This window comes from Klebsiella sp. A-Nf5 (genome assembly GCF_002810545.1).
GTDB lineage: Bacteria > Pseudomonadota > Gammaproteobacteria > Enterobacterales > Enterobacteriaceae > Klebsiella > Klebsiella variicola.
Genome location: NZ_PIOG01000049.1, coordinates 14170 through 34482 on the forward strand (window position 1 = coordinate 14170; position 20313 = coordinate 34482).

17 protein-coding genes and 1 riboswitch are annotated in these 20313 nt (G+C 59.4%); of the genes, 10 read left to right on the plus strand and 7 right to left on the minus strand.

What is annotated here, in order from left to right:
- Positions 1-197 precede the first annotated feature (197 nt).
- From CWM53_RS06340 to CWM53_RS06350, 3 genes are read left to right on the plus strand one after another with little or no spacing between them, the layout of a single operon-like run.
- Positions 198-1886, plus strand: coding sequence for a sensor histidine kinase (locus CWM53_RS06340; RefSeq protein ID WP_002912760.1), 1689 nt, complete (start codon positions 198-200; stop codon positions 1884-1886).
- The gene (gene btsR / locus CWM53_RS06345) at positions 1880-2599 is read left to right on the plus strand and encodes a two-component system response regulator BtsR (RefSeq protein ID WP_061153886.1); all 720 of its coding nucleotides are present in this window, start codon (positions 1880-1882) and stop codon (positions 2597-2599) included. The genes CWM53_RS06340 and btsR overlap by 7 nt, the downstream gene beginning before the upstream one ends.
- Positions 2600-2646: 47 nt before the next feature.
- A complete protein-coding gene (locus CWM53_RS06350) occupies positions 2647-3117 on the plus strand; it encodes a DUF1456 family protein (protein WP_008804053.1) in 471 nt (156 codons plus the stop codon).
- 110 nt (positions 3118-3227) lie between these two features.
- Here the strand turns inward: CWM53_RS06350 and metG are convergent, their stop codons facing one another.
- A complete protein-coding gene (gene metG, locus CWM53_RS06355) occupies positions 3228-5261 on the minus strand; it encodes a methionine--tRNA ligase (RefSeq protein WP_061156336.1) in 2034 nt (677 codons plus the stop codon).
- A gap of 153 nt (positions 5262-5414) precedes the next feature.
- Between metG and apbC the strand changes: the two genes are divergently transcribed.
- Positions 5415-6524 (plus strand): iron-sulfur cluster carrier protein ApbC, encoded by a 1110-nt coding sequence (gene apbC / locus CWM53_RS06360; protein WP_008804054.1) that lies wholly within the window; start codon positions 5415-5417, stop codon positions 6522-6524.
- Here apbC and CWM53_RS06365 read toward each other — a convergent pair.
- On the minus strand, positions 6521-6982 hold the full coding sequence (locus CWM53_RS06365; RefSeq protein WP_100631164.1) for a GNAT family N-acetyltransferase: 462 nt from the start codon (positions 6980-6982) through the stop codon (positions 6521-6523). The genes apbC and CWM53_RS06365 overlap by 4 nt on opposite strands.
- Positions 6957-7274, minus strand: coding sequence for an RcnB family protein (locus CWM53_RS06370; RefSeq protein WP_002912749.1), 318 nt, complete (start codon positions 7272-7274; stop codon positions 6957-6959). Before CWM53_RS06370 ends, CWM53_RS06365 begins: the two co-directional genes overlap by 26 nt.
- A gap of 183 nt (positions 7275-7457) precedes the next feature.
- On the opposite strand from CWM53_RS06370, the gene CWM53_RS06375 reads away from it, so the two are divergent.
- The gene (locus CWM53_RS06375) at positions 7458-8357 is read left to right on the plus strand and encodes a LysR family transcriptional regulator (protein ID WP_023323022.1); all 900 of its coding nucleotides are present in this window, start codon (positions 7458-7460) and stop codon (positions 8355-8357) included.
- On the opposite strand, the gene CWM53_RS06380 is transcribed toward CWM53_RS06375, so the two are convergent.
- On the minus strand, positions 8347-9690 hold the full coding sequence (locus tag CWM53_RS06380; RefSeq protein ID WP_100750732.1) for an NCS2 family permease: 1344 nt from the start codon (positions 9688-9690) through the stop codon (positions 8347-8349). The two genes, CWM53_RS06375 and CWM53_RS06380, sit on opposite strands and share 11 nt — an antisense overlap.
- A 2-nt stretch (positions 9691-9692) precedes the next feature.
- Positions 9693-11504, minus strand: coding sequence for an adenine deaminase (locus CWM53_RS06385; RefSeq protein WP_100729462.1), 1812 nt, complete (start codon positions 11502-11504; stop codon positions 9693-9695).
- 120 nt (positions 11505-11624) lie between these two features.
- Between CWM53_RS06385 and CWM53_RS06390 the strand changes: the two genes are divergently transcribed.
- Positions 11625-12551, plus strand: a complete 927-nt coding sequence (locus CWM53_RS06390) for a LysR family transcriptional regulator (RefSeq protein WP_165785031.1) — start codon at positions 11625-11627, stop codon at positions 12549-12551.
- Between the two features lie 82 nt (positions 12552-12633).
- Here CWM53_RS06390 and CWM53_RS06395 read toward each other — a convergent pair whose 3' ends face one another.
- Entirely contained in the window at positions 12634-14610 is a 1977-nt protein-coding gene (locus CWM53_RS06395) for an alkyl/aryl-sulfatase (protein WP_074388063.1), read from the minus strand.
- Positions 14611-14813: 203 nt separating this feature from the next.
- Here CWM53_RS06395 and CWM53_RS06400 point away from each other — a divergent pair, with 203 nt between their 5' ends.
- The gene (locus tag CWM53_RS06400) at positions 14814-15449 is read left to right on the plus strand and encodes a helix-turn-helix domain-containing protein (protein ID WP_074388064.1); all 636 of its coding nucleotides are present in this window, start codon (positions 14814-14816) and stop codon (positions 15447-15449) included.
- 67 nt (positions 15450-15516) lie between these two features.
- Here the strand turns inward: CWM53_RS06400 and CWM53_RS06405 are convergent, their stop codons facing one another.
- Positions 15517-17493 (minus strand): alkyl/aryl-sulfatase, encoded by a 1977-nt coding sequence (locus CWM53_RS06405; protein ID WP_100676385.1) that lies wholly within the window; start codon positions 17491-17493, stop codon positions 15517-15519.
- A gap of 230 nt (positions 17494-17723) precedes the next feature.
- A riboswitch (TPP riboswitch) is annotated at positions 17724-17821 on the plus strand.
- A gap of 34 nt (positions 17822-17855) precedes the next feature.
- Between CWM53_RS06405 and thiM the strand changes: the two genes are divergently transcribed.
- The 3 genes from thiM to CWM53_RS06420 form a co-directional block, all read left to right on the plus strand.
- Positions 17856-18629: a hydroxyethylthiazole kinase gene (gene thiM, locus CWM53_RS06410; protein ID WP_074388066.1), complete on the plus strand. Its 774-nt coding sequence runs from the start codon at positions 17856-17858 to the stop codon at positions 18627-18629.
- On the plus strand, positions 18626-19426 hold the full coding sequence (gene thiD, locus CWM53_RS06415) for a bifunctional hydroxymethylpyrimidine kinase/phosphomethylpyrimidine kinase (RefSeq protein WP_008804064.1): 801 nt from the start codon (positions 18626-18628) through the stop codon (positions 19424-19426). The genes thiM and thiD overlap by 4 nt, the downstream gene beginning before the upstream one ends.
- A 147-nt stretch (positions 19427-19573) precedes the next feature.
- Positions 19574-20313: class I fructose-bisphosphate aldolase (locus CWM53_RS06420; RefSeq protein WP_100750733.1), on the plus strand; the 740-nt coding region annotated here is incomplete at its 3' end.

The following is a 20313-nucleotide window of genomic DNA, read 5'->3' on the forward strand; positions in this document are numbered from 1 at the left end:
CGGTGAAGCACAGGTGTTAATGAAACATTAATTGCGGTTTAGCGCGCCGCGCCGGGGTTTTTGCCGCGTTTACTGAGCAACGCGCCGGAAAAAAGTGTGATCCTGTCCGTCATTTTTCATTTTTATGCAGGGCTTCAAAGAAAGTTTTCGCCAGTCAGGGTATGGTACGCGCTTTCAGTAATGTGTGGTTTGCGGGTATGTACGAGTTTGATCTGGTGTTGCTGCTGCTTCAGCAGATGTGCGTATTTTTGGTCATCGCGTGGTTGATGAGCAAAACCCGACTGTTTATCCCTCTGATGCAAGTCACCGTTCGCCTGCCGCACAAGCTGCTGTGCTACGTCACCTTCTCCATTTTCTGCATTATGGGGACCTATTTCGGTCTGCATATCGAAGACTCCATCGCCAACACCCGCGCCATCGGCGCCGTGATGGGCGGCCTGCTCGGCGGTCCGGTGGTCGGCGGGCTGGTGGGGCTGACCGGCGGCCTGCACCGCTACTCGCTGGGCGGAATGACCGCCTTAAGCTGCATGGTCTCCACCATCGTTGAGGGGCTGCTGGGCGGTCTGGTGCACAGCGTGCTGGTCAAACGCGGTCGGCCGGACAAAGTCTTTAGCCCGTTGACCGCCGGGGCGATCACCTTCGTGGCCGAGCTGGTGCAGATGATGATCATTCTGCTGATTGCCCGCCCGTTCCAGGACGCCCTGCATCTGGTGCAGAGCATCGCCGCGCCGATGATGGTCACCAATACCGTCGGTGCGGCGCTGTTTATGCGCATTCTGCTGGATAAACGGGCGATGTTCGAGAAATACACCTCCGCCTTTTCCGCCACGGCGCTGAAGGTGGCGGCGTCGACCGAGGGGATCCTGCGTCAGGGATTCAACGAAGAGAACAGCATGAAGGTGGCCCAGGTGCTGATCCAGGAGCTGGATATCGGCGCGGTGGCGATCACCGATCGCGACAAGCTGCTGGCGTTTACCGGCATCGGCGACGATCACCATCTGCCGGGCAAGCCTATCTCCTCCTCGTATACGCAACGGGCGATTGAGACCGGGGAGGTGGTCTACGCCGATGGCAACGAGGTGCCTTACCGCTGCTCGATTCATCCGCACTGTAAGCTGGGGTCGACGCTGGTGATCCCCCTGCGCGGTGAGAACCAGCGGGTGATAGGCACCATTAAACTGTATGAGGCCAAAAACCGCCTGTTCAGTTCGATCAACCGCACCCTCGGGGAGGGGATTGCCCAGCTGTTGTCGGCGCAGATCCTCGCCGGACAGTACGAGCGGCAGAAGGCGCTGCTGACGCAATCTGAAATCAAGCTCCTGCACGCTCAGGTCAACCCGCACTTCCTGTTTAACGCGCTTAACACGCTGAAGGCGGTGATCCGTCGCGACAGCGATCAGGCCGGCCAGCTGGTGCAGTATCTGTCGACCTTCTTTCGCAAGAACCTGAAACGGCCGACGGAAATTGTCACGCTTGCCGATGAGATCGAGCATGTTAACGCCTATCTGCAGATTGAGAAGGCTCGCTTCCAGGCTAACCTGCAGATCCAGATGGCGGTGCCCGAGGGGCTGGCGCATCACCAGCTGCCCGCTTTCACCCTGCAGCCGATCGTGGAGAACGCGATTAAGCATGGCACATCGCAACATCTTGGCGTCGGCGAAATTACCATTCGCGCCAGCCAGGACGATCGCTGGCTGCAGCTGGATATCGAAGATAACGCCGGACTGTACCGGGCCAACCCCCAGGCCAGCGGGCTGGGGATGAATCTGGTGGACAGGCGTCTGCGGGCGCGTTTTGGCGCCGACTGCGGCATCAGCGTCACCTGTGAACCGGAGCGCTTTACCCGTGTCACCCTACGTTTGCCCCTGGAGGAGAATGCATGCTGAGAGTATTGATCGTCGATGATGAGCCGCTGGCGCGGGAAAACCTGCGTATTTTGCTGGAGACTCAGCGCGATATCGAGATCGTCGGCGAGTGCGGCAATGCGGTGGAGGCGATTGGCGCAGTACATAAGCTGCGCCCTGACGTGCTGTTTCTCGACATTCAGATGCCGCGCATCAGCGGCCTGGAGATGGTCGGGATGCTCGACCCCGAGCATCGCCCCTATATCGTGTTTCTCACCGCCTTTGATGAATACGCGGTGAAAGCCTTTGAGGAGCACGCTTTTGACTATCTGCTCAAGCCGATTGAGGCCGCGCGGCTGGAGAAAACCCTGGCTCGCCTGCGTCAGGAGCGCAGCCTGCAGGACGTGTCGCTGCTGGATGATGCCCGGCAGACGCTGAAATACATTCCCTGTACCGGCCACAGCCGTATCTGGCTGCTGCAGATGGAGGATGTGGCCTTCGTCAGCAGCCGGATGAGCGGCATCTACGTGACCGATCGCGAAGGAAAAGAGGGCTTTACCGAGCTGACCCTGCGCACCCTCGAGAGCCGCACGCCGCTGCTGCGCTGCCATCGCCAGTATCTGGTGAATATGGCGCACCTGAAGGAGATTCGCCTGGAAGAGAACGGCCAGGCGGAGCTGCTGATGCGCGCCGGGCAAACGGTGCCGGTGAGCCGGCGCTATTTAAAAAGCCTGAAAGAAGCGATTGGCCTGTAAAACTGCTACACTGCGCCCCATTGCAACATCGACAGTAAAAGGCACTCATGCTCAGTAATGATATTCTTCGTAGCCTGCGCTACACCCTGAAAGCCAATAATAACGATATGGTGCGCATTCTTGCGCTTGCCGATATGGAATCCACCGCCGCCAGCTTCGATACCTGGATGACGAAAGAGGATGAAGAGGGTTTTGTCCGCTGCCCGGATATTATCCTGTCGGGTTTCCTCAATGGCCTTATCTATGACAAGCGCGGCAAAGATGATTCGGCGCCGGAGCTGGCGCTGGAGCGTCGGGTGAATAACAACACGGTGCTGAAAAAGCTGCGGATCGCCTTCTCGCTGAAAACAGACGATATCCAGGCGATCATGAGCGAGCAGAAATATCGCGTGTCGGTGCCGGAAATCACCGCCATGATGCGCGCCCCGGAGCATAAAAACTACCGCGAGTGCGGGGATCAGTTTATGCGCAACTTCCTGCGCGGGTTGACCCACCGGGTGCATCACCCGAAGGCGTGATGTTTAGCCGGGTGGCGGCTTCGCCTTACCCGGCCGACAAAACCCGTAGGCCCGTGCAAACGTAGCGCCGCCGGGCAAAAAAAAGCCGGAGATACTCTCCGGCTTTTTTGTTATTTCACCTGCTGACCCGGCTTCGCGCCGTCGTCAGGGCTTAACAGGAAGATATCCTTCCCGCCAGGGCCGGCGGCCATCACCATGCCCTCGGAGATGCCGAAGCGCATTTTGCGCGGCGCCAGGTTGGCGACCATCACCGTCAGGCGACCAATCAGCGGCTGCGGATCCGGGTAAGCGGAACGGATGCCGGAGAAGACGTTACGTTTCTCGCCGCCAAGATCCAGCGTCAGGCGCAGCAGCTTGTCGGAGCCCTCGACGAATTCCGCGTTTTCAATCAGCGCCACGCGCAGGTCAACTTTAGCGAAATCGTCAAAAGTGATGGTCTCCTGAATCGGATCGTCCGCCAGCGGACCGGTGACCGGTGCCGCAGTGGCTTTCACCTCTTCTTTAGACGCTTCCACCAGCGCTTCCACCTGTTTCATCTCGATGCGGTTATACAGCGCTTTAAACGGATTTACCTTATGCGCCAGCAGCGGCTGCTGAATGGCATCCCAGCTCAGTTCGCTGTTGAGGAATGCTTCCGCACGCGCCGCCAGCTGCGGCAGCACCGGCTTCAGCCAGGTCATCAGCACGCGGAACATGTTCAGGCCCATGGTGCAGATGGCCTGCAGGTCGGCGTCACGGCCTTCCTGTTTCGCCACCACCCATGGCGCCTGCTCGTCGACGTAGCGGTTAGCCACGTCGGCGAGGGCCATGATTTCGCGGATTGCCTTACCGAACTCGCGGCTGTCCCATGCTTCGCCGATGCTTTCTGCCGCGTCGGTGAAGGTTTTGTACAGCGCCGGGTCGGCCAGTTCAGCGGCCAGCACGCCGTCGAAACGCTTGCTGATAAAGCCGGCGTTGCGCGAGGCGAGGTTAACCACCTTGTTGACGATGTCGGCGTTAACGCGCTGGATAAAGTCTTCCAGGTTCAGGTCGATGTCATCGATGCGCGAAGAGAGCTTGGCGGTGTAGTAGTAGCGCAGGCTATCGGCATCGAAATGGTTCAGCCAGGTGCTGGCCTTAATGAAGGTCCCACGCGACTTGGACATCTTCGCGCCGTTAACCGTCACGTAGCCGTGCACGAACAGGTTGGTCGGTTTACGGAAGTTGCTGCCTTCCAGCATCGCCGGCCAGAACAGGCTGTGGAAGTAGACAATGTCCTTGCCGATAAAGTGATACAGCTCGGCCGTGGAGTCTTTCTTCCAGTATTCGTCGAAGCTGGTGGTGTCGCCGCGCTTGTCGCACAGGTTCTTAAAGGAGCCCATGTAGCCGATCGGCGCGTCCAGCCAGACGTAGAAATATTTGCCCGGCGCGTTGGGAATTTCGAAGCCGAAGTACGGCGCATCGCGGGAGATGTCCCACTGCTGCAGGCCGGATTCGAACCACTCCTGCATCTTGTTCGCTACCTGCTCCTGCAGCGCGCCGCTGCGGGTCCACGCCTGCAGCATTTCGCTGAACGACGGCAGGTCGAAGAAGAAGTGCTCGGAGTCACGCATCACCGGCGTGGCGCCGGAGACCACCGATTTCGGGTCGATAAGTTCGGTGGGGCTGTAGGTCGCGCCGCACACTTCGCAGTTATCGCCATACTGGTCCGGAGATTTGCACTTCGGACAGGTGCCTTTCACAAAACGGTCCGGCAGGAACATGCCTTTTTCCGGATCGTAGAGCTGAGAGATGGTGCGGTTTTTAATAAAACCGTTCTCTTTCAGACGGGTGTAGATAAGCTCCGACAGCTCGCGGTTCTCGTCGCTGTGCGTCGAGTGATAGTTATCATAGCTGATGTCGAAGCCGGCAAAATCGGTCTGATGCTCCTGACTCATTTCGCCAATCATCTGCTCCGGAGTGATACCGAGCTGCTGCGCTTTGAGCATGATCGGCGTGCCGTGGGCGTCGTCGGCGCAGATGAAGTTGACCTCGTGGCCGCGCATTCGCTGGTAACGGACCCAGACATCAGCCTGGATGTGCTCCAGCATGTGGCCGAGGTGGATGGAGCCGTTGGCGTACGGCAGGGCGCACGTTACCAGAATTTTCTTCGCGACTTGAGTCATAGTGAGCATTACATCTTCTGTTGTAAAAAGGGCTTCCGATATTACCAAAAGGGCTGTGGGTGCGCCATAAATGGCTGCCCATATATGGATAATCGTTAGCTGTGATAAACTCTGTGATTACTGAAAGCATCTCAAAACAACAAAGGAGTCGGGATGAATTCGCAATCCCAGGCCAAATCCCCTGAGCGCCTACGTGCGATGGTCGCCGGGACGCTGGCCAATTTCCAGCACCCAACCCTGAAGCATAATCTCACCGCCCTCAAGGCGCTGCACCATGTCGCCTGGCTGGACGATACCGTTCATATTGAGCTGCAGATGCCGTTCGTCTGGAGCAGCGCCTTCGAAGTGCTGAAAGAGCAGTGCAGCGCCGAGCTGCTGCGCATCACCGGCGCGAAGGCCATCGACTGGAAGCTGACCCACAGCATCGCGACCCTCAAGCGCGTGAAAAACCAGCCCGGGGTCAACGGCGTGAAGAACATTATCGCCATCAGCTCCGGCAAAGGCGGCGTTGGCAAATCTTCTACTGCCGTAAACCTGGCGCTGGCCCTGGCGGCGGAAGGGGCGAAGGTGGGCATTCTGGATGCCGATATCTACGGTCCGTCGATTCCGACCATGCTGGGCGCCGAAGACAGTCGCCCGACCTCGCCGGACGGCACCCATATGGCGCCGATCATCAAGTATGGCCTGGCCACCAACTCTATCGGCTACCTGGTGACCGACGACAACGCCATGGTCTGGCGTGGTCCGATGGCCAGCAAGGCGCTGATGCAGATGCTGCAGGAGACCTTGTGGCCGGATCTCGACTACCTGGTGCTGGATATGCCGCCGGGCACTGGCGACATCCAGCTGACCCTGGCGCAGAACATTCCGGTGACCGGCGCGGTGGTGGTCACCACGCCGCAGGACATCGCGCTGATCGACGCCAAAAAAGGCATCGTGATGTTTGAGAAAGTGGAAGTGCCGGTGCTGGGGATCGTGGAAAACATGAGCATGCATATCTGCAGCAACTGCGGGCACCACGAGCCTATCTTCGGCACCGGCGGCGCGCAAAAACTGGCCGAGAAATATCACACCCAGCTGCTGGGCCAGCTGCCGCTGCATATTACGCTGCGGGAAGATCTGGATAACGGCACGCCGACGGTGGTGGCGCGTCCGGATAGCGAATTTACCGACATCTACCGCCAGCTGGCGGGCCGGGTGGCGGCCCAGATGTACTGGCAGGGAGAAGTGATCCCGGGTGAGATTGCCTTCCGCGCCGTTTAAGGCCGCGGCGAGCGCATCAGCCAGTATCTGCCCTCGGGTGACGCGCCCTGTGCTTCGATGGTCCAGCCATGACGCTGGTAGAAGCGCAGGGCGTTTTTATTTTCCATCAGGCACTTCAGCGTTCCGCTGGCGGTAAAGGTCCGTTCGACCTGCGCCAGCAGCGCGCTGCCGATATGTTTGCCCTGCCAGTCGGGGTCGACAAACAGATGGTGAAGGAAATTATCGGCGGTCCATACGGCGGCAAAGCCCACCAGCTGGCCGTCGCATTCCGCGACCCACAGCTGTTCATCCGCGGTGGCGGCATCGAAATCCTCCAGCCGCCACGCCGCGGCGGGAAGCCAGGTCCACGATAAACTGCGCGCCCGCAGGAAGATCTGGCGCAACGCCGGAGAGTCCGCTGGCTCGCCGGGGCGGACGTGGAGGTTGCGCGGATCAGCGATGATAGAAGATCTCGCCATCGTACACTTTGAGGATTTTGCCTTCGGTATCGGTGATCAGCACGTAGTTACCGCCCATGTAGGTCCAGTGGCTACCGGCGTCCGGTGCAGGCAGGTTACGCTGCTGCCACTGTTTGATGTTGTATTCCGGGGTGAGGTACATCGCCGGAACGGTGTCGCCGATGTGAAACTGGGTGAAATCGGCAGTGAACTCTTTCAGCGCATACTGATCGATCCCCGCGGCAGTAGCCGTCCAGCTGGCGCCAGCGGTGGCAAGAAGTACGCCCAGAAGCATCATTTTTGTTTTACGCATAATTTCCTCAATATTACCTGGACTCAAATTAGCAGCCTCGTATCATTCCTGATGCGTTGCTGAAATGGCAAGCACTGGATTTTTAAAAAGTGTAAGCAAAACACGGCACAAGTCTTGCGCCGCTTGCGTTGCAGCGACGGTGATGCGTATTTTGGGAGCAATCTGAAGCAGGGGAGAATCGGCATGTTCAGGCTGGAAGATCTGACCTTATTTGTCCGCGCCGCGGCACTGGGCAGTTTTAGCGATGCGGCGCGCGAGTCCGGGCAGCAGCCGGCGCAGGTCAGCGCGGCGATTAAGCGTCTGGAAACGATCCTCAATATTCGCCTGTTTGCCCGTTCGACCCGCAGCCTGCGCCTGACGCCGGAGGGGGAGACCTGGCTGCCCTACGCCACTCAGATGCTCGATACCCTCGAGGCCGGTCTGCAGAAGATCCAGACCCCGGACGATGAAGTTCGCGGCATGTTGCAGATTGCCGTGCCGTCGGACCTCGGGCGTAACCTGCTCCTGACCCTGTTCCGCGATTTCCGCCAACGCCACCCGGCGCTGCGTCTGCGGCTGCTCTTTTCCGATCAGTTAACCGACGTGTTTAAAGATCCGGTGGACGTCGCGTTTCGCTATGGCAATAACGACGATGCCTCGTTTATCTCGCTGCCGGTGGCGCCGGAAAATCGTCGCGTGCTGGTGGCCTCGCCTGAGTGGATCGCCCGCCACGGCGAGCCGCAGACCCTCGAGGAGCTCAGCCAGCACAATGCGTTGATCTACATTTTGCGCGGCCGTCCGTTCGACCGCTGGTCGCTGAGCCTCGACGGCGTGGTTCAGCAGCAGAAGGTCTCCGGCACGGTGATGAGCGACGACGCCGAGGTGATCCGTCGCCTGGCGGTGGCCGGGGAGGGCATTGCCTATAAATCGATGCTCGACGTCAGCGACGATCTGCGGGCGGGGCGCCTGCGGCGCCTGCTGCCGCGTTATCAGGGGGATGTGGTGCCGTTGAATCTGATTTGCCCGCACCGCAAACAGCTCTCTGCCGCGGTGCGTTTGTTATATGAAGAGGTGAAATCACATTGTGAAGGGCTTAATGCCTGACTAAGGTCGCGAAGTAATACACCAGCGGGACAGCCAGCACCCACAGGCCAATCGGGATTTCCCGCCACTTACCGGCGATGGCCTTGATCACAATGTAAAACAGCAGCCCGCCGGCAATCCCGGTGCCGAAGCTGTTGGCGATAAGCGTAATCATCACCATCATCAGCACCGGCAGCCCGTCGGTGAAGTTGCCAAGATCCACTTTGCGCAGGCCGCTGAACATGTTCAGGCCAATCAGGATCAGCGCCGGGGCGGTGGCTTCTTTCGGGATCATCAACGCCACCGGCGTGAACAGCAGCATCAGCAGGAACATTACCGCCGCCGACAGCGCGGTAAGGCCGGTTTTGCCGCCGGCTTCTGCCGCCGCTGAAGACTCAATCAGCGCCGTCGCCGCCGGAATGCCTACCCACGGGCCGAGCGCGGCGGCAATCGAATCGACCATAAACGGGCGATTAATCTGCGGCATGTTGCCTTCTTCATCCAGCAGTCCCGCCTCACCGCCCACCGCCAGCGTCGTCCCCATGGTGGAGAAAAACTCAGAGGCGAAAAAGACGAACAGGAACGGCAGGAAGGCGATGTTTAACGCCCCCAGCAGGTCAACCTGCCCCAGCACCGGGGTTAGCGAATGGGGAACGTCGATAAAACTTGTCGGCAGATGGGTGACGCCGAAGGGGATGCCCACCAGCGTGGCGCACAGAATGGCCCACAAAATCGCGCCCGGAACCTTACGCGCCTGCAGGGCTATCGCCAGGAACAGGCCGCACAGCGCCACCAGCGCGCCGGGGGCGAGAAAGTCGCCGAGCATCAGCGCGTTGGTTTTAGCATTGGCCAGCAACAGCCCGGCATTGCGAAAGCCGAGCACGGCGACAAACAGGCCGATGGAGGCGGTGAGCCCCAGTTTGATCGACTGCGGCACCGAGCGGGTGACCACTTCGCGCAGGCCAAAGCGGGTCAGCAGGAAGAAGAGGATCCCCGACCAGCAGGCAATCCCGAGGCCAGTCTGCCAGCCAATCCCTTCGCTACCGGCCAGCGTCACCCCCACCAGCACCGAGCCGCCAATGCCCGGGCCGACGATAAACGGCAGGTTGGCATAAAACGCCATCAGCAATGAGCCGACGACGAAGACCAGAATGGTGCCGGTGGTGGCGGCGCCTTTGTCCATCCCGCCGATCGCCAGTAGCCCCGGGATGACCACCAGTAAATAGGCGGCGGCGAGAAAGCCGGTGATCCCGGCCAGGCATTCGGTGCGTAGCGTACCGCCGCGCGAGCGCAGCGCAAAGCGGCGCTCCAGCCAGTTAGCGCGGGCGGAAGAGTGAAGTGTGTTATCGGCCATGCTCAGGCTCCCTGAGGATTATTGTTGTGATCGGTTGGCTCCGGGGTCTCCCGGCAGGCTATCAACGGGTCGACTATCTGGCGGCTGCCGCCGTCGGTCAGACCCAAATCGGTTAAATGCGGCCCGGCGTTACAGGCAAGGCAGGTCCCTTCAATGGCCTTGAACACCCGGTACGGCGGTTCCCAGTCGGCGACTTGGCTGCTCAGATCGCGCAGCTCGCGGAACTGACGCGCCAGCTCGGCGGCCGGGAGATCCGACAGCATGCCGGCAATCGGCATTGCCACATGGGCAAGGATCTCGCCCTGTTGCGCCAGCGCCATCCCGCCGCCGGAGGCGATAAGCTGGTTGGCCGCCAGCGCCATATCATCAGCGTCGCGCCCGAGCACCACCAGATTGTGCGAGTCGTGGGAGTAGCTGGTGGCGATGGCGCCGCGCAGCTCACCCCAGCCTTCGAGCAGGGCGATTTGCGGTGTCGCCTGGTGGCGGCCGTGGCGGTGCTTAACCCAGATCAGACTGAAGCCGGCGGGCAGCTGGACTTTCCCGTCACGAACCTGCACTTCCACTTCGCCCCACTGGGTGAAGCGCGCGCCGCGGATATGACGCAGGCGGGCGACGCCGTGACGAATGCCCTGGACGCGCAGAACAAAGTCATCGGCGCGGAGGGGGGGGATCGGCAAAGTATCGCGCGGCGGCGTCACGCCCGGCGCGGGGGCGATCGGCTTCAGCAGGCGGCCAGCATGGGCCAGCCGTTCCCCCCCAACGTAGACTTCACGGGCCACCAGTTTCTCCAGGGAATCAAACACCACCAGATCCGCGCGCCGCCCGGCGGCAATCAGCCCGAGATCGTGGCGCTGCAGGCGAATAGCGGCGTTGAGGGTGGCGAATCGCAGCGCATCGACCGCCGGTAAACCGTGCTCGATCAGCAGGTTAAGCAGGGCGATGATCCCGCCTTTCTCCAGCAGCATATCCGGCGGCACGTCATCGGTGCAGACGGTGATTTGCGAGGAGAGGTGCGGCAGCGTTTTTAACGCCGCGACGATATCCGGCAGCAGATAGGGGTGCGAGCCGCGGATCTCGATCGTCAGACCGGCGCGCAATTTTTCCAGCGCGTCGTCCGCCGAGGTCAGTTCATGATCGGAGGTGACGCCGGCGGCGAGGTAGGCCTGCAGGTCAGCGCCGCTCAGGCCGCGAGCGTGGCCTTCAATCAGTTTGCCGCTGTTGAGACCGGCCTGGACAATCTCCAGCATCCGCTCGCTACCGTGCAGCACGCCGTGCATATCCATCACTTCCGCCACTCCGCGCACTTCCGGCCAGTCGAGCATGGTCTCCATCTCCGCGCCGGCGAAATCGGCGCCGGACATTTCGAGGCCTGGCGTGGAGGGGACGCTGGACGGGGCGGCCACCATCACCTGCAGCGGCAGATGGCGGCTGGCGTCAACCGCGTAGCGCACGCCCTCGACGCCGAGCACATTGGCCAGCTCATGCGGATCCCAGAACACCGCGGTGGTGCCCTGGGTGAGGACGATTTCCGCGTAGCGCTCCGGCGGCAGGTGCGAGCTTTCGAGGTGTACGTGGGTGTCCATCAGGCCGGGGGACAGGTAGCAACCGGCCAGGGAATGCACTTCATGGGCGTCGGCGCGGCTGCCGCGCGGGTGGACGCTGGCGATCATTTCGCCGACGATACCGACGTCAGCGGGGCGAATTTCGCCCGTGGCCATATCGACGATCTGCGCATCGACCAGCAGCAGATCAAACGGGGATTCGCCGCGCGCGGCCTGCACGGCGCGACGGCGGACTTGAGCATTGCTGGACATAACCACTCCGGCACAAGGATAATGCGGATACTCTATGGGCACAGCAAACGTTTGCCCAGATGAATAAATTTATCACCCGATAAGCTCGGGTTATTGTGCAGGACCACCGTAGCGAACCCGATAATGAACGAACCCTGGCAGCGGCTGCCCGCGCTCTCTCTTAAACAGCTTCAGTATTTCGTCACTCTGGCCCAGCTGCGCCATTTTACCGATACCGCCAGTCGGCTGGCGATTAGCCAGCCGGCGCTGAGCAGCGCGCTGCGGCAGATTGAAACGGTGCTCGGCGGCAAGCTGGTCAACCGTACCGCTTCGGCGGTCACCCTGACTGAACTGGGGGCGGCGATTTTACCCCACGCCCAGCGGATCCTCAGCGTGGCGCAGGCGGCCTTTTTCGATATGCAGCAGATCGTCGAGGCGGGCGGCGACGGGACAGTGCGCATCGGTCTGGTGCCGTCGGTCAGTTCGCTACTGTTCCCATTGCTGCCGCAGACCCTGGCCCAGGCCTTTCCGCGTCTGCGCATTGAATTTCACGATCAGACCAACGATGCGCTTATCCAGGCGCTGCAGCGCGGCGAGATTGATTTCGGCATCGGGGCGATCGACAGCTCTGTGCCTGGTGAACTGCTGGTCTATCCGCTACGCGAAGATCCCTTCGTGGCGGTGCTGCACCGCGACGATCCGCTGGCCGCGCAGGCGCACTTGCCGTGGAAGCAGCTGGTGGGGCGGGATATTGCCGTGTTCTCGAAAGGTAATATTCAGCGGCTGGTGGCGGCATTAGTGGAGAGCCATCGCCTGACGCTGACCACCCGCTATCAGGTGGACTATATCGAAACCCTGTATGGACTGGTGCGCTCGCGCTTAGCGGTGGCCATTCTGCCGGCGCTGTACACCACCCATCTGCAGGACCCGGCGCTTACGGTCGCCCAGCTGCAGCAGCCGGCGCTGACCCGTACGGTGGCCCTGATGCGCGGCCCGCAGGCGCTGCCGCCACTTATCGAAGCCTGTTTTTCCCTGCTGCAGGGAGAATTGCGTCGCGCTGATGCCTGATCCGCACATTGATTATCGTGGCGGGGGGATCAAAAAATCCCCCGCGGCCTGACCGGCGACGGGGGATGTCCGCGTTAAACGCTTACGGTGTCACGATATTGAACCAGAAGGCAAACGTGTCCATGTAGCTCAGCATCTCGTCGAGCTTAGCGCCATTGCCGCTAATCTTGACCTCGCCCTGAGCTTCAGCCTGCTTCAGCGTTTCCTGCTTGAGGATAATCTTGTTCAGGGTATCGCGACTCAGGATGATGCTGGCGTCGGCATTGTCCGCCACCGCGTTGGCGGTATGGTTAAGCACACCGTTTTCCAGCTCCAGTTTGTACTTGCCGCCGTCTTTGCCCAGGTCGATGTTAAAGACCGCTTTAGCCGCCCCGGCTTTTTCGCCGTTGATATGCACCCCGAGGTAATCGAAGAACATTTCTGGCGTCATCGCCCGCACGGTATCCGGGCTGGCAGTGTTCGGTGTCGGCAGTTTCTGCACGCCGTTTCGCAGCTCCTGGGCGCCGGTGAGGTAGAAGTTGCGCCAGGTGCCTGCTTCTGCCTGATAACCGAGCTGCTCCAGGGCATCGGCTTCCAGATCACGCGCCTGCTGATTGTGCGGATCGGCGAAGACGATTTTGCTGGTCACCTGGGCCACCCAGCGGTAGTTCCCCTGCTGGTAGTCGGCTTTGGCTTTCTGCATGATGGCATCGGCGCCGCCCATATATTCCACGAACTTCTTCGCCGCCTGCTCTGGCGGCAGTTCGTCGAGGGTGGCCGGGTTGCCATCGAACCAGCCGAGGTAGAAGACGTAGGTCGCTTTTACATCGTGGCTGACGGAACCGTAGTAGCCGCGGCTGGACCACTGTTTCTCCAGCGAATCCGGCAGCTTGAAGTTGGCGGCGATCTCATCGCGGGTCATGCCTAAGTTCGCCATACGCAGGGTCTGGTCGTTGATATAGCGATACATATCGCGCTGACCTTTCATCAGTTTAACGATATTGTCGTTCCCCCAGGTCGGCCAGTGGTGCTGAGCGATAATCACTTCCGCTTCGTTGCCCCAGCGGTCGATGGCGGCGTTGATGTATTTCGACCACGCCAGCGGATCGCGGATTTTGGCGCCGCGCAGCGAGTAAGTGTTATGCAGGGTATGGGTCACATCCTCTGCCGCCTCGATCATTTTCTTCTCTTTGACATACCACAGCATTTCCGACGGCGCTTCCGAGCCCGGCGCCATCATAAAGTCATAGGTCAGGCCGTCGATCACCTCCTGCTGACCGGTATGGGTAATGTAATGGGTCGGCGGGATCAGCGTGACGGTACCCGCGGAGGTGGTGGTGCCGAGGCCAGCGCCGACCTGTCCCTTAGCGTTCGGCTTCAGCAGGTTGCCATACATATAGCTGGCGCGGCGGCTCATCGCAGTACCGGCCATGATGTTCTCGGAAACCGCTTCCTCCATAAAGCCGGCAGGGGCGTAAATCTTCACTTTACCGGCTTTCACGTCAGCTTCATCGACTACGCCACGGATACCGCCGTAGTGGTCCACATGGCTGTGGGTAAACAGCACCGCCACCACCGGTTTTTTCGGCCGGTGGGCAAAATAGAGCGCCAGAGCCTCTTTGGCCGGTTCGGCGCTCAGCAAGGGGTCGATGACTGTAATCCCGGTTTTGCCTTCGATAATGGTCATATTGGAAAGATCGAGATTACGGATCTGGTAAACGCCGTCGGTAACTTTGAACAAGCCGCCGATATTGAGTAATTGTGACTGTCGCCACAGGCTGGGATTAACAGTGTCCGGCGCCTTTTCGCCTTCTTTGACGAAATCATATTTGGCGGGATCCCAGATAATATTTCCCTGTGCGCCTTTGAGCATCGCTGGCGGCAGGGGGGCGATAAAACCCTGATGGGCGTTGTTAAAGTCGGTTTTATCCGCAAACGGCAGTTTGCTGTATAGCGCCTGATTCGCCTCACGTGTGGCCGGTGTGGCATCCTGTTGTGGCGCGGCGGCGAAGGCGGTTATCGACAAAGACGATAACATTCCGGCCAGGGCCAGATTTTTGGCTATCTGATTTAATTTCATGACTACCTCTCAGGTAATTTATTCCGCGGAAATAAAGAAGTATTTTCCGTTTTTAAAAATGAATGGCTTGCGGTTTATTCTAAAGACAAATATTGTGCTGAATAGTCCCATATGGGACTGACAGAGTGTTGCTTAAGGATCCGCTCGTCTTCGCCGGACGAGGGCTGCTATACTGTTGCTAACGGCGCAGGCGAGGGCAGAGGATGAATTTCCAGGAAATACATAGTTATTATAAAACATTAGCCATAGCCGACTTTTTTGCCGATATCGTTACGGAAGGTGAAGAGATTATTCTCACGGCTAATAAAAAATGGCGCCCGGAGTCGGGTTATATTTATTTTTGTACCGAGGGTTCGTTATCAATATTAATGCCGGATGATGGCTTGAGTATCGGTAATTCCATTGAGTATATGCCGATTGGCCTGATGGAGCGGTATTGCCCGCTGGCGAAATTTGAATATACAGGCAGTGGCCCGGTGACGCTGCGAAAAATCACTTACGCGGCCTTCGATCGTCTGTTTATTGAAAATCATCCGCAGCGCGTTGAGGCGCTGGCGAAAGTGCTGGTGTTCATGAGTATCTTTACCATCGACCTGCACAATGAACGCCGTCAGGTGACCAGCTATCAGACGATTCGCCCGATGCTATATCGCTATCTTTATCGACAGCACACCCATGAGGGTGAAAATGAGGGACTGGCGTTATTTATCATCAGACGTACCAATCTTTCGCGCACCCATGTGTTTCGCGTGCTGGCGGATTTAAAGGCGGGAGGATACATCACCATGAAACGGGGCAAGCTTATCTCTATCGATCGCCCGCTGCCCGCGGACTATTGAACGACGCTGAGAAGGGTAACAAGGCGGGATCGTCGCCTTGTTACTCAGGATAGCCGTCAGCAGATCATTACGGCGTCACGATGTTAAACCAGAAGTCAAACTTGTCCATATAGCCCAGCATTTCATCGAGTTTAGCCCCGTTACCGCTGATTTTAACTTCCCCTTTCTCTTCCGCCTGCTTCAGGGTCTCTTCTTTGAGAATGATTTTATTCAGGGTGGCGCGATCCAGCGTCAGGGTGGCATCCGCCTCTTTGGCTTCCGCATTCGCGGTGTGGTTCAGCACGCCGTTTTCCAGTTCCAGCTTATATTTGCCGCCGTCATTGCCCAGATCGATATTGAACACCGACTTCGCATTGCCCGCTTTTTCGCCATTGATATGGACCGCCAGGTAATCAAAGAACATTTCCGGGGTCATGGCGCGGACGGTGTCCGGGCTGGCGGTGTTCGGGGTCGGGCCTTTCACCACGCCGTTACGCAGCTCCTGGGCGCCGGTGAGGTAGAAGTTACGCCACGGGCCGGACTCCGCCTGATAGCCTAACTGCTCCAGGGCATCGGCTTCCAGATTGCGCGCCTGCTGGTTATTGGGGTCGGCGAAGACAATTTTGCTGACCACCTGGGCGACCCAGCGGTAGTTACCCTGGTCGTAATCTTCTTTCGCTTTCTTCAGGATCGCATCCGCGCCGCCCATATAATCGACGAATTTCTTCGCTGCTTCTTCCGGCGGCAGTTCGTCGAGGGTCGCCGGGTTGCCATCGAACCAGCCGAGATACAGCACGTAGGTCGCTTTCACATCGTGGCTGACCGAGCCGTAGTAGCCGCGGTTAGCCCAGGTGTTGGCCAGACTGTCCGGCAGCTTAAAGTTAGCGGCGATTTCATCGCGGGTCAGGCCTTCGTTAGCCATCCGCAGGGTCTGGTCGTTGATGTAACGATACAGATCACGCTGGCTCTTCAGCAGGTTAACCACGTTCTCGTTACCCCAGGTCGGCCAGTGGTGCTGAGCCATAATGATCTCAGCCTTATCGCCCCAGCGGACGATCGCCTGGTTGATGTATTTCGACCACGGTAGCGGTTCACGGATCTTCGCCCCGCGCAGCGAGTAGGTGTTATGCAGGGTATGGGTGACGTCTTCTGCGGATTCGATCAGTTTCTTCTCTTCGATATACCACAGCATTTCTGACGGTGCTTCGGAGCCCGGCGCCAGCATAAAGTCGTAGGTCAGGCCGTCGATAACTTCTTTCTGACCGTCCTTGTCAATAATGTTGGTTGGCGCAATCAGGGTGACGGTACCCGCAGAGGTGGTGGTGCCCAGACCGGCGCCCACCTGGCCTTTGGCGTCTGGTTTCAGCAGGTTGCCGTACATATAGCTGGCGCGGCGGCTCATGACGTTCCCGGCCATGATGTTTTCCGCCACTGCGGCTTCCATAAAGCCAGACGGCGCGTAGATTTTCACTTTGCCGGACTTCACATCCGCTTCATCAACCACACCGCGCACGCCGCCGTAGTGGTCAACGTGGCTGTGGGTGTAGATCACCGCGACGACCGGTTTTTTACCGCGGTTTTTATAGTACAGATCCATGCCCACTTTGGCGGTTTCTGCCGAGACCAGCGGGTCAACGACGGTGATCCCCTCTTTACCCTCAATAATCGTCATATTGGAGAGATCGAGGTTGCGGATCTGGTAGACCCCGTCCGTCACTTCAAACAGGCCGCTGATGTTGATCAGTTGCGACTGGCGCCACAAACTCGGGTTCACTGTCTCCGGCGCTTTTTCCCCTTCTTTGATGAAGGCATACTGGCCCGGATCCCAGATAACATTGCCTTGTTCGCCTTTAATGACTTCCGGCGGCAGGGCGGCAATAAAGCCTTTATGCGCATTGGTGAAATCGGTGTTATCGGAGAAGGGGAGCTGATTGTAGAGGGCATCGTTCGCTTTTTTGGTTGCTTCGGTCGCCTCTTTGGCTGACGTATCCGCCCAGGCGGCGAAAGCGAGACTATTTAACAAACCCGCTAACGCTAACCCTTTTACTATCGGGGTCAATTTCATTGGAATCCTCATTAATGGCATGGTTCATTCGGTTTTACCGATTTAACGCAGGTGGTTGTTTGTTACAGGTTTTTTAAATATAACCATGCATTAACTTTCAGCCAGTTTTGTTTACAAAAAATGCGTGTTTTACTCCTTTTGTAGTACTTACATAAACGGGAAAAGAAATCAGCTCGGCTTGTGTTACACCGCCACATTTCGTACCCTGCTGACTGAAAATGTTGTACCGCTTTTATGACTCGGGGTGCCCTTCTTCGTTGAAGGCTGAGAAATACCCGTACCACCTGATCTGGATAATGCCAGCGTAGGGAAGTCAGAGACCGTAGGGTCATTGCTTCTCCCTCGTCTGGCGGGAGCAAACCATGCCTGAGCTGTTGAATCCCGCGCCTGTCGCGCACCTGCGCCATCTGCTGCGCGCCCATTCCCCCCTTGTGCACTGCATGACCAATGACGTGGTGCAGACCTTTACCGCCAATGTTCTGCTGGCCGTCGGCGCCTCGCCGGCGATGGTGATCGATCCCCGCGAAGCGGCGCAGTTTGCCGCCATCGCCGATGCGCTGTTAATTAACGTCGGTACCCTGACCGAAGATCGCGCCGTGGCCATGCGCGCTGCGGTGGAGCACGCCCGTCAGGCCGGGAAGCCCTGGACGCTGGATCCGGTGGCGGTCGGCGCCCTGACCGTGCGCACGGCCTTTTGTCATGAGCTGCTGGCCCTGCAGCCGGCGGCCATTCGCGGCAATGCCTCTGAAATTCTGGCGCTGGCCGGGATGAGCGCCGGCGGGCGCGGGGTGGATACCACCGATACGGCCGCCGCGGCGCTACCGGCGGCCCAGGCGCTGGCTCGTCGGCTGGCTACCGTGGTGGCGGTCACTGGCGAGGTGGACTACGTCACCGACGGCGAGCGGGTGCTCAGCGTGGTGGGGGGTAATCCGCTGATGACCCGGGTGGTGGGCACCGGCTGCGCGCTGTCGGCGGTGGTGGCGGCGAGCGCTGCGCTGCCGGGGGACCGGCTGGAAAACGTGGCCGCCGCCTGCGGGCTGATGAAGCAGGCCGGGGAGATCGCCGCCCGTCAGGGAGGCCCTGGTAGCTTTATTCCGGCGTTTCTCGACGCGCTGTATCAGGAGGTGCAGGGATGAAACGCATCAACGCCCTGACCATCGCCGGCACCGATCCCAGCGGCGGGGCCGGTATCCAGGCCGATCTGAAAACCTTCTCCGCGCTGGGGGCCTATGGCTGCTCGGTGATCACCGCCCTGGTGGCGCAGAATACCCGCGGCGTGCAGTCGGTCTATCGCATCGAACCGGATTTTGTGGCGGCGCAGCTCGACTCGGTGTTCAGCGATGTGCGTATCGATACCACCAAAATCGGCATGCTTGCGGAGACCGATATTGTGGAAGCCGTGGCCGAGCGGCTGGCGCGCTACCGGGTGGCCAACGTGGTGCTGGATACCGTGATGCTGGCGAAAAGCGGCGATCCGCTGCTGTCGGCCTCGGCGGTGGAGACCCTGCGTCAACGATTGTTGCCGCAGGTGTCATTGATCACCCCGAATCTGCCGGAAGCGGCCGCGCTACTCGATGCCCCCCATGCGCGCACCGAGCGCGAGATGCTGGAGCAGGGGCGGGCGCTGCTGGCGCTGGGCTGTGGCGCGGTATTAATGAAGGGCGGCCATCTCGACGATGCCGAAAGCCCGGACTGGCTCTTCACCCGCGAAGGGGAACAGCGGTTTACCACGCCGCGCGTGCAGACCAAAAATACCCACGGCACCGGCTGTACGCTCTCCGCCGCGCTGGCGGCGCTGCGCCCGCGTCATGCGGACTGGGCGGCCACCGTCGCCGAGGCGAAGGCCTGGCTGTCGGCGGCCCTGGCGCAGGCCGACTCTCTGGAGGTGGGCCACGGCATTGGTCCGGTGCACCATTTCCACGCCTGGTGGTAAATGGCAGCGCAACGGGACAGCAGAATCTCCTGAAAAAATGGCCGCCCGGCTGGAAAATAGGCTAAGTCAGTACCAGGCTTAACCTGCCCAAAATAATTGGGTTGGGATAATGCATGCCGGCTTCGGCCGGCCTTACGGGAGATTGCTATGACTGATATTACGCAGTTGCTGGGCAAAGATGCCGAGAGCCTGTTGCAGCACCGTTGTATAACCATTCCGGCCGACCAGCTGTATCTGCCTGGCGCAGATTATGTTGATCGGGTGATGGTGGATAATAACCGACCACCGGCGGTGCTACGCAATATGCAGACCCTGTACAATACCGGACGCCTGGGGGGAACCGGCTACCTTTCCATTCTGCCGGTTGACCAGGGCGTGGAGCACTCGGCGGGCGCTTCCTTCGCCGCCAACCCGCTGTACTTTGATCCGAAAAATATCGTCGAGCTGGCGATCGAAGCCGGCTGTAACTGCGTGGCGTCGACCTACGGCGTGCTGGCCTCGGTGTCGCGCCGCTACGCGCATCGCATCCCTTTCCTGGTGAAGCTCAACCATAACGAAACGCTGAGCTACCCCACCGAATACGACCAGACCCTCTACGCCAGCGTCGAGCAGGCGTTCAATATGGGGGCGGTGGCCGTGGGAGCGACGATCTATTTCGGCTCGGAACAATCGCGTCGTCAGATAGAAGAAATTTCTGCCGCCTTTGAGCGGGCGCATGAGCTGGGCCTGGTCACCGTGCTGTGGGCCTATCTGCGTAATTCGGCGTTCAAGAAAGACGGTGTCGACTATCATGTCTCCGCGGACCTGACCGGTCAGGCCAACCACCTGGCGGCCACCATCGGCGCCGATATCGTTAAGCAAAAAATGGCGGAGAATAACGGCGGCTA

Coding starts and splice junctions, on each gene's coding strand:
- apbC (WP_008804054.1), top strand. CDS start 5,415: ATGAATTCGCAATCCCAGGCCAAATCCCCTGAGCGCCTACGTGCGATG.
- CWM53_RS06405 (WP_100676385.1), bottom strand. CDS start 17,493: ATGAAATTGACCCCGATAGTAAAAGGGTTAGCGTTAGCGGGTTTGTTA.
- CWM53_RS06380 (WP_100750732.1), bottom strand. CDS start 9,690: ATGGCCGATAACACACTTCACTCTTCCGCCCGCGCTAACTGGCTGGAG.
- CWM53_RS06400 (WP_074388064.1), top strand. CDS start 14,814: ATGAATTTCCAGGAAATACATAGTTATTATAAAACATTAGCCATAGCC.
- btsR (WP_061153886.1), top strand. CDS start 1,880: ATGCTGAGAGTATTGATCGTCGATGATGAGCCGCTGGCGCGGGAAAAC.
- CWM53_RS06365 (WP_100631164.1), bottom strand. CDS start 6,982: ATGGCGAGATCTTCTATCATCGCTGATCCGCGCAACCTCCACGTCCGC.
- CWM53_RS06375 (WP_023323022.1), top strand. CDS start 7,458: ATGTTCAGGCTGGAAGATCTGACCTTATTTGTCCGCGCCGCGGCACTG.
- thiM (WP_074388066.1), top strand. CDS start 17,856: ATGCCTGAGCTGTTGAATCCCGCGCCTGTCGCGCACCTGCGCCATCTG.
- metG (WP_061156336.1), bottom strand. CDS start 5,261: ATGACTCAAGTCGCGAAGAAAATTCTGGTAACGTGCGCCCTGCCGTAC.
- CWM53_RS06350 (WP_008804053.1), top strand. CDS start 2,647: ATGCTCAGTAATGATATTCTTCGTAGCCTGCGCTACACCCTGAAAGCC.
- thiD (WP_008804064.1), top strand. CDS start 18,626: ATGAAACGCATCAACGCCCTGACCATCGCCGGCACCGATCCCAGCGGC.
- CWM53_RS06370 (WP_002912749.1), bottom strand. CDS start 7,274: ATGCGTAAAACAAAAATGATGCTTCTGGGCGTACTTCTTGCCACCGCT.
- CWM53_RS06395 (WP_074388063.1), bottom strand. CDS start 14,610: ATGAAATTAAATCAGATAGCCAAAAATCTGGCCCTGGCCGGAATGTTA.
- CWM53_RS06385 (WP_100729462.1), bottom strand. CDS start 11,504: ATGTCCAGCAATGCTCAAGTCCGCCGTCGCGCCGTGCAGGCCGCGCGC.
- CWM53_RS06340 (WP_002912760.1), top strand. CDS start 198: ATGTACGAGTTTGATCTGGTGTTGCTGCTGCTTCAGCAGATGTGCGTA.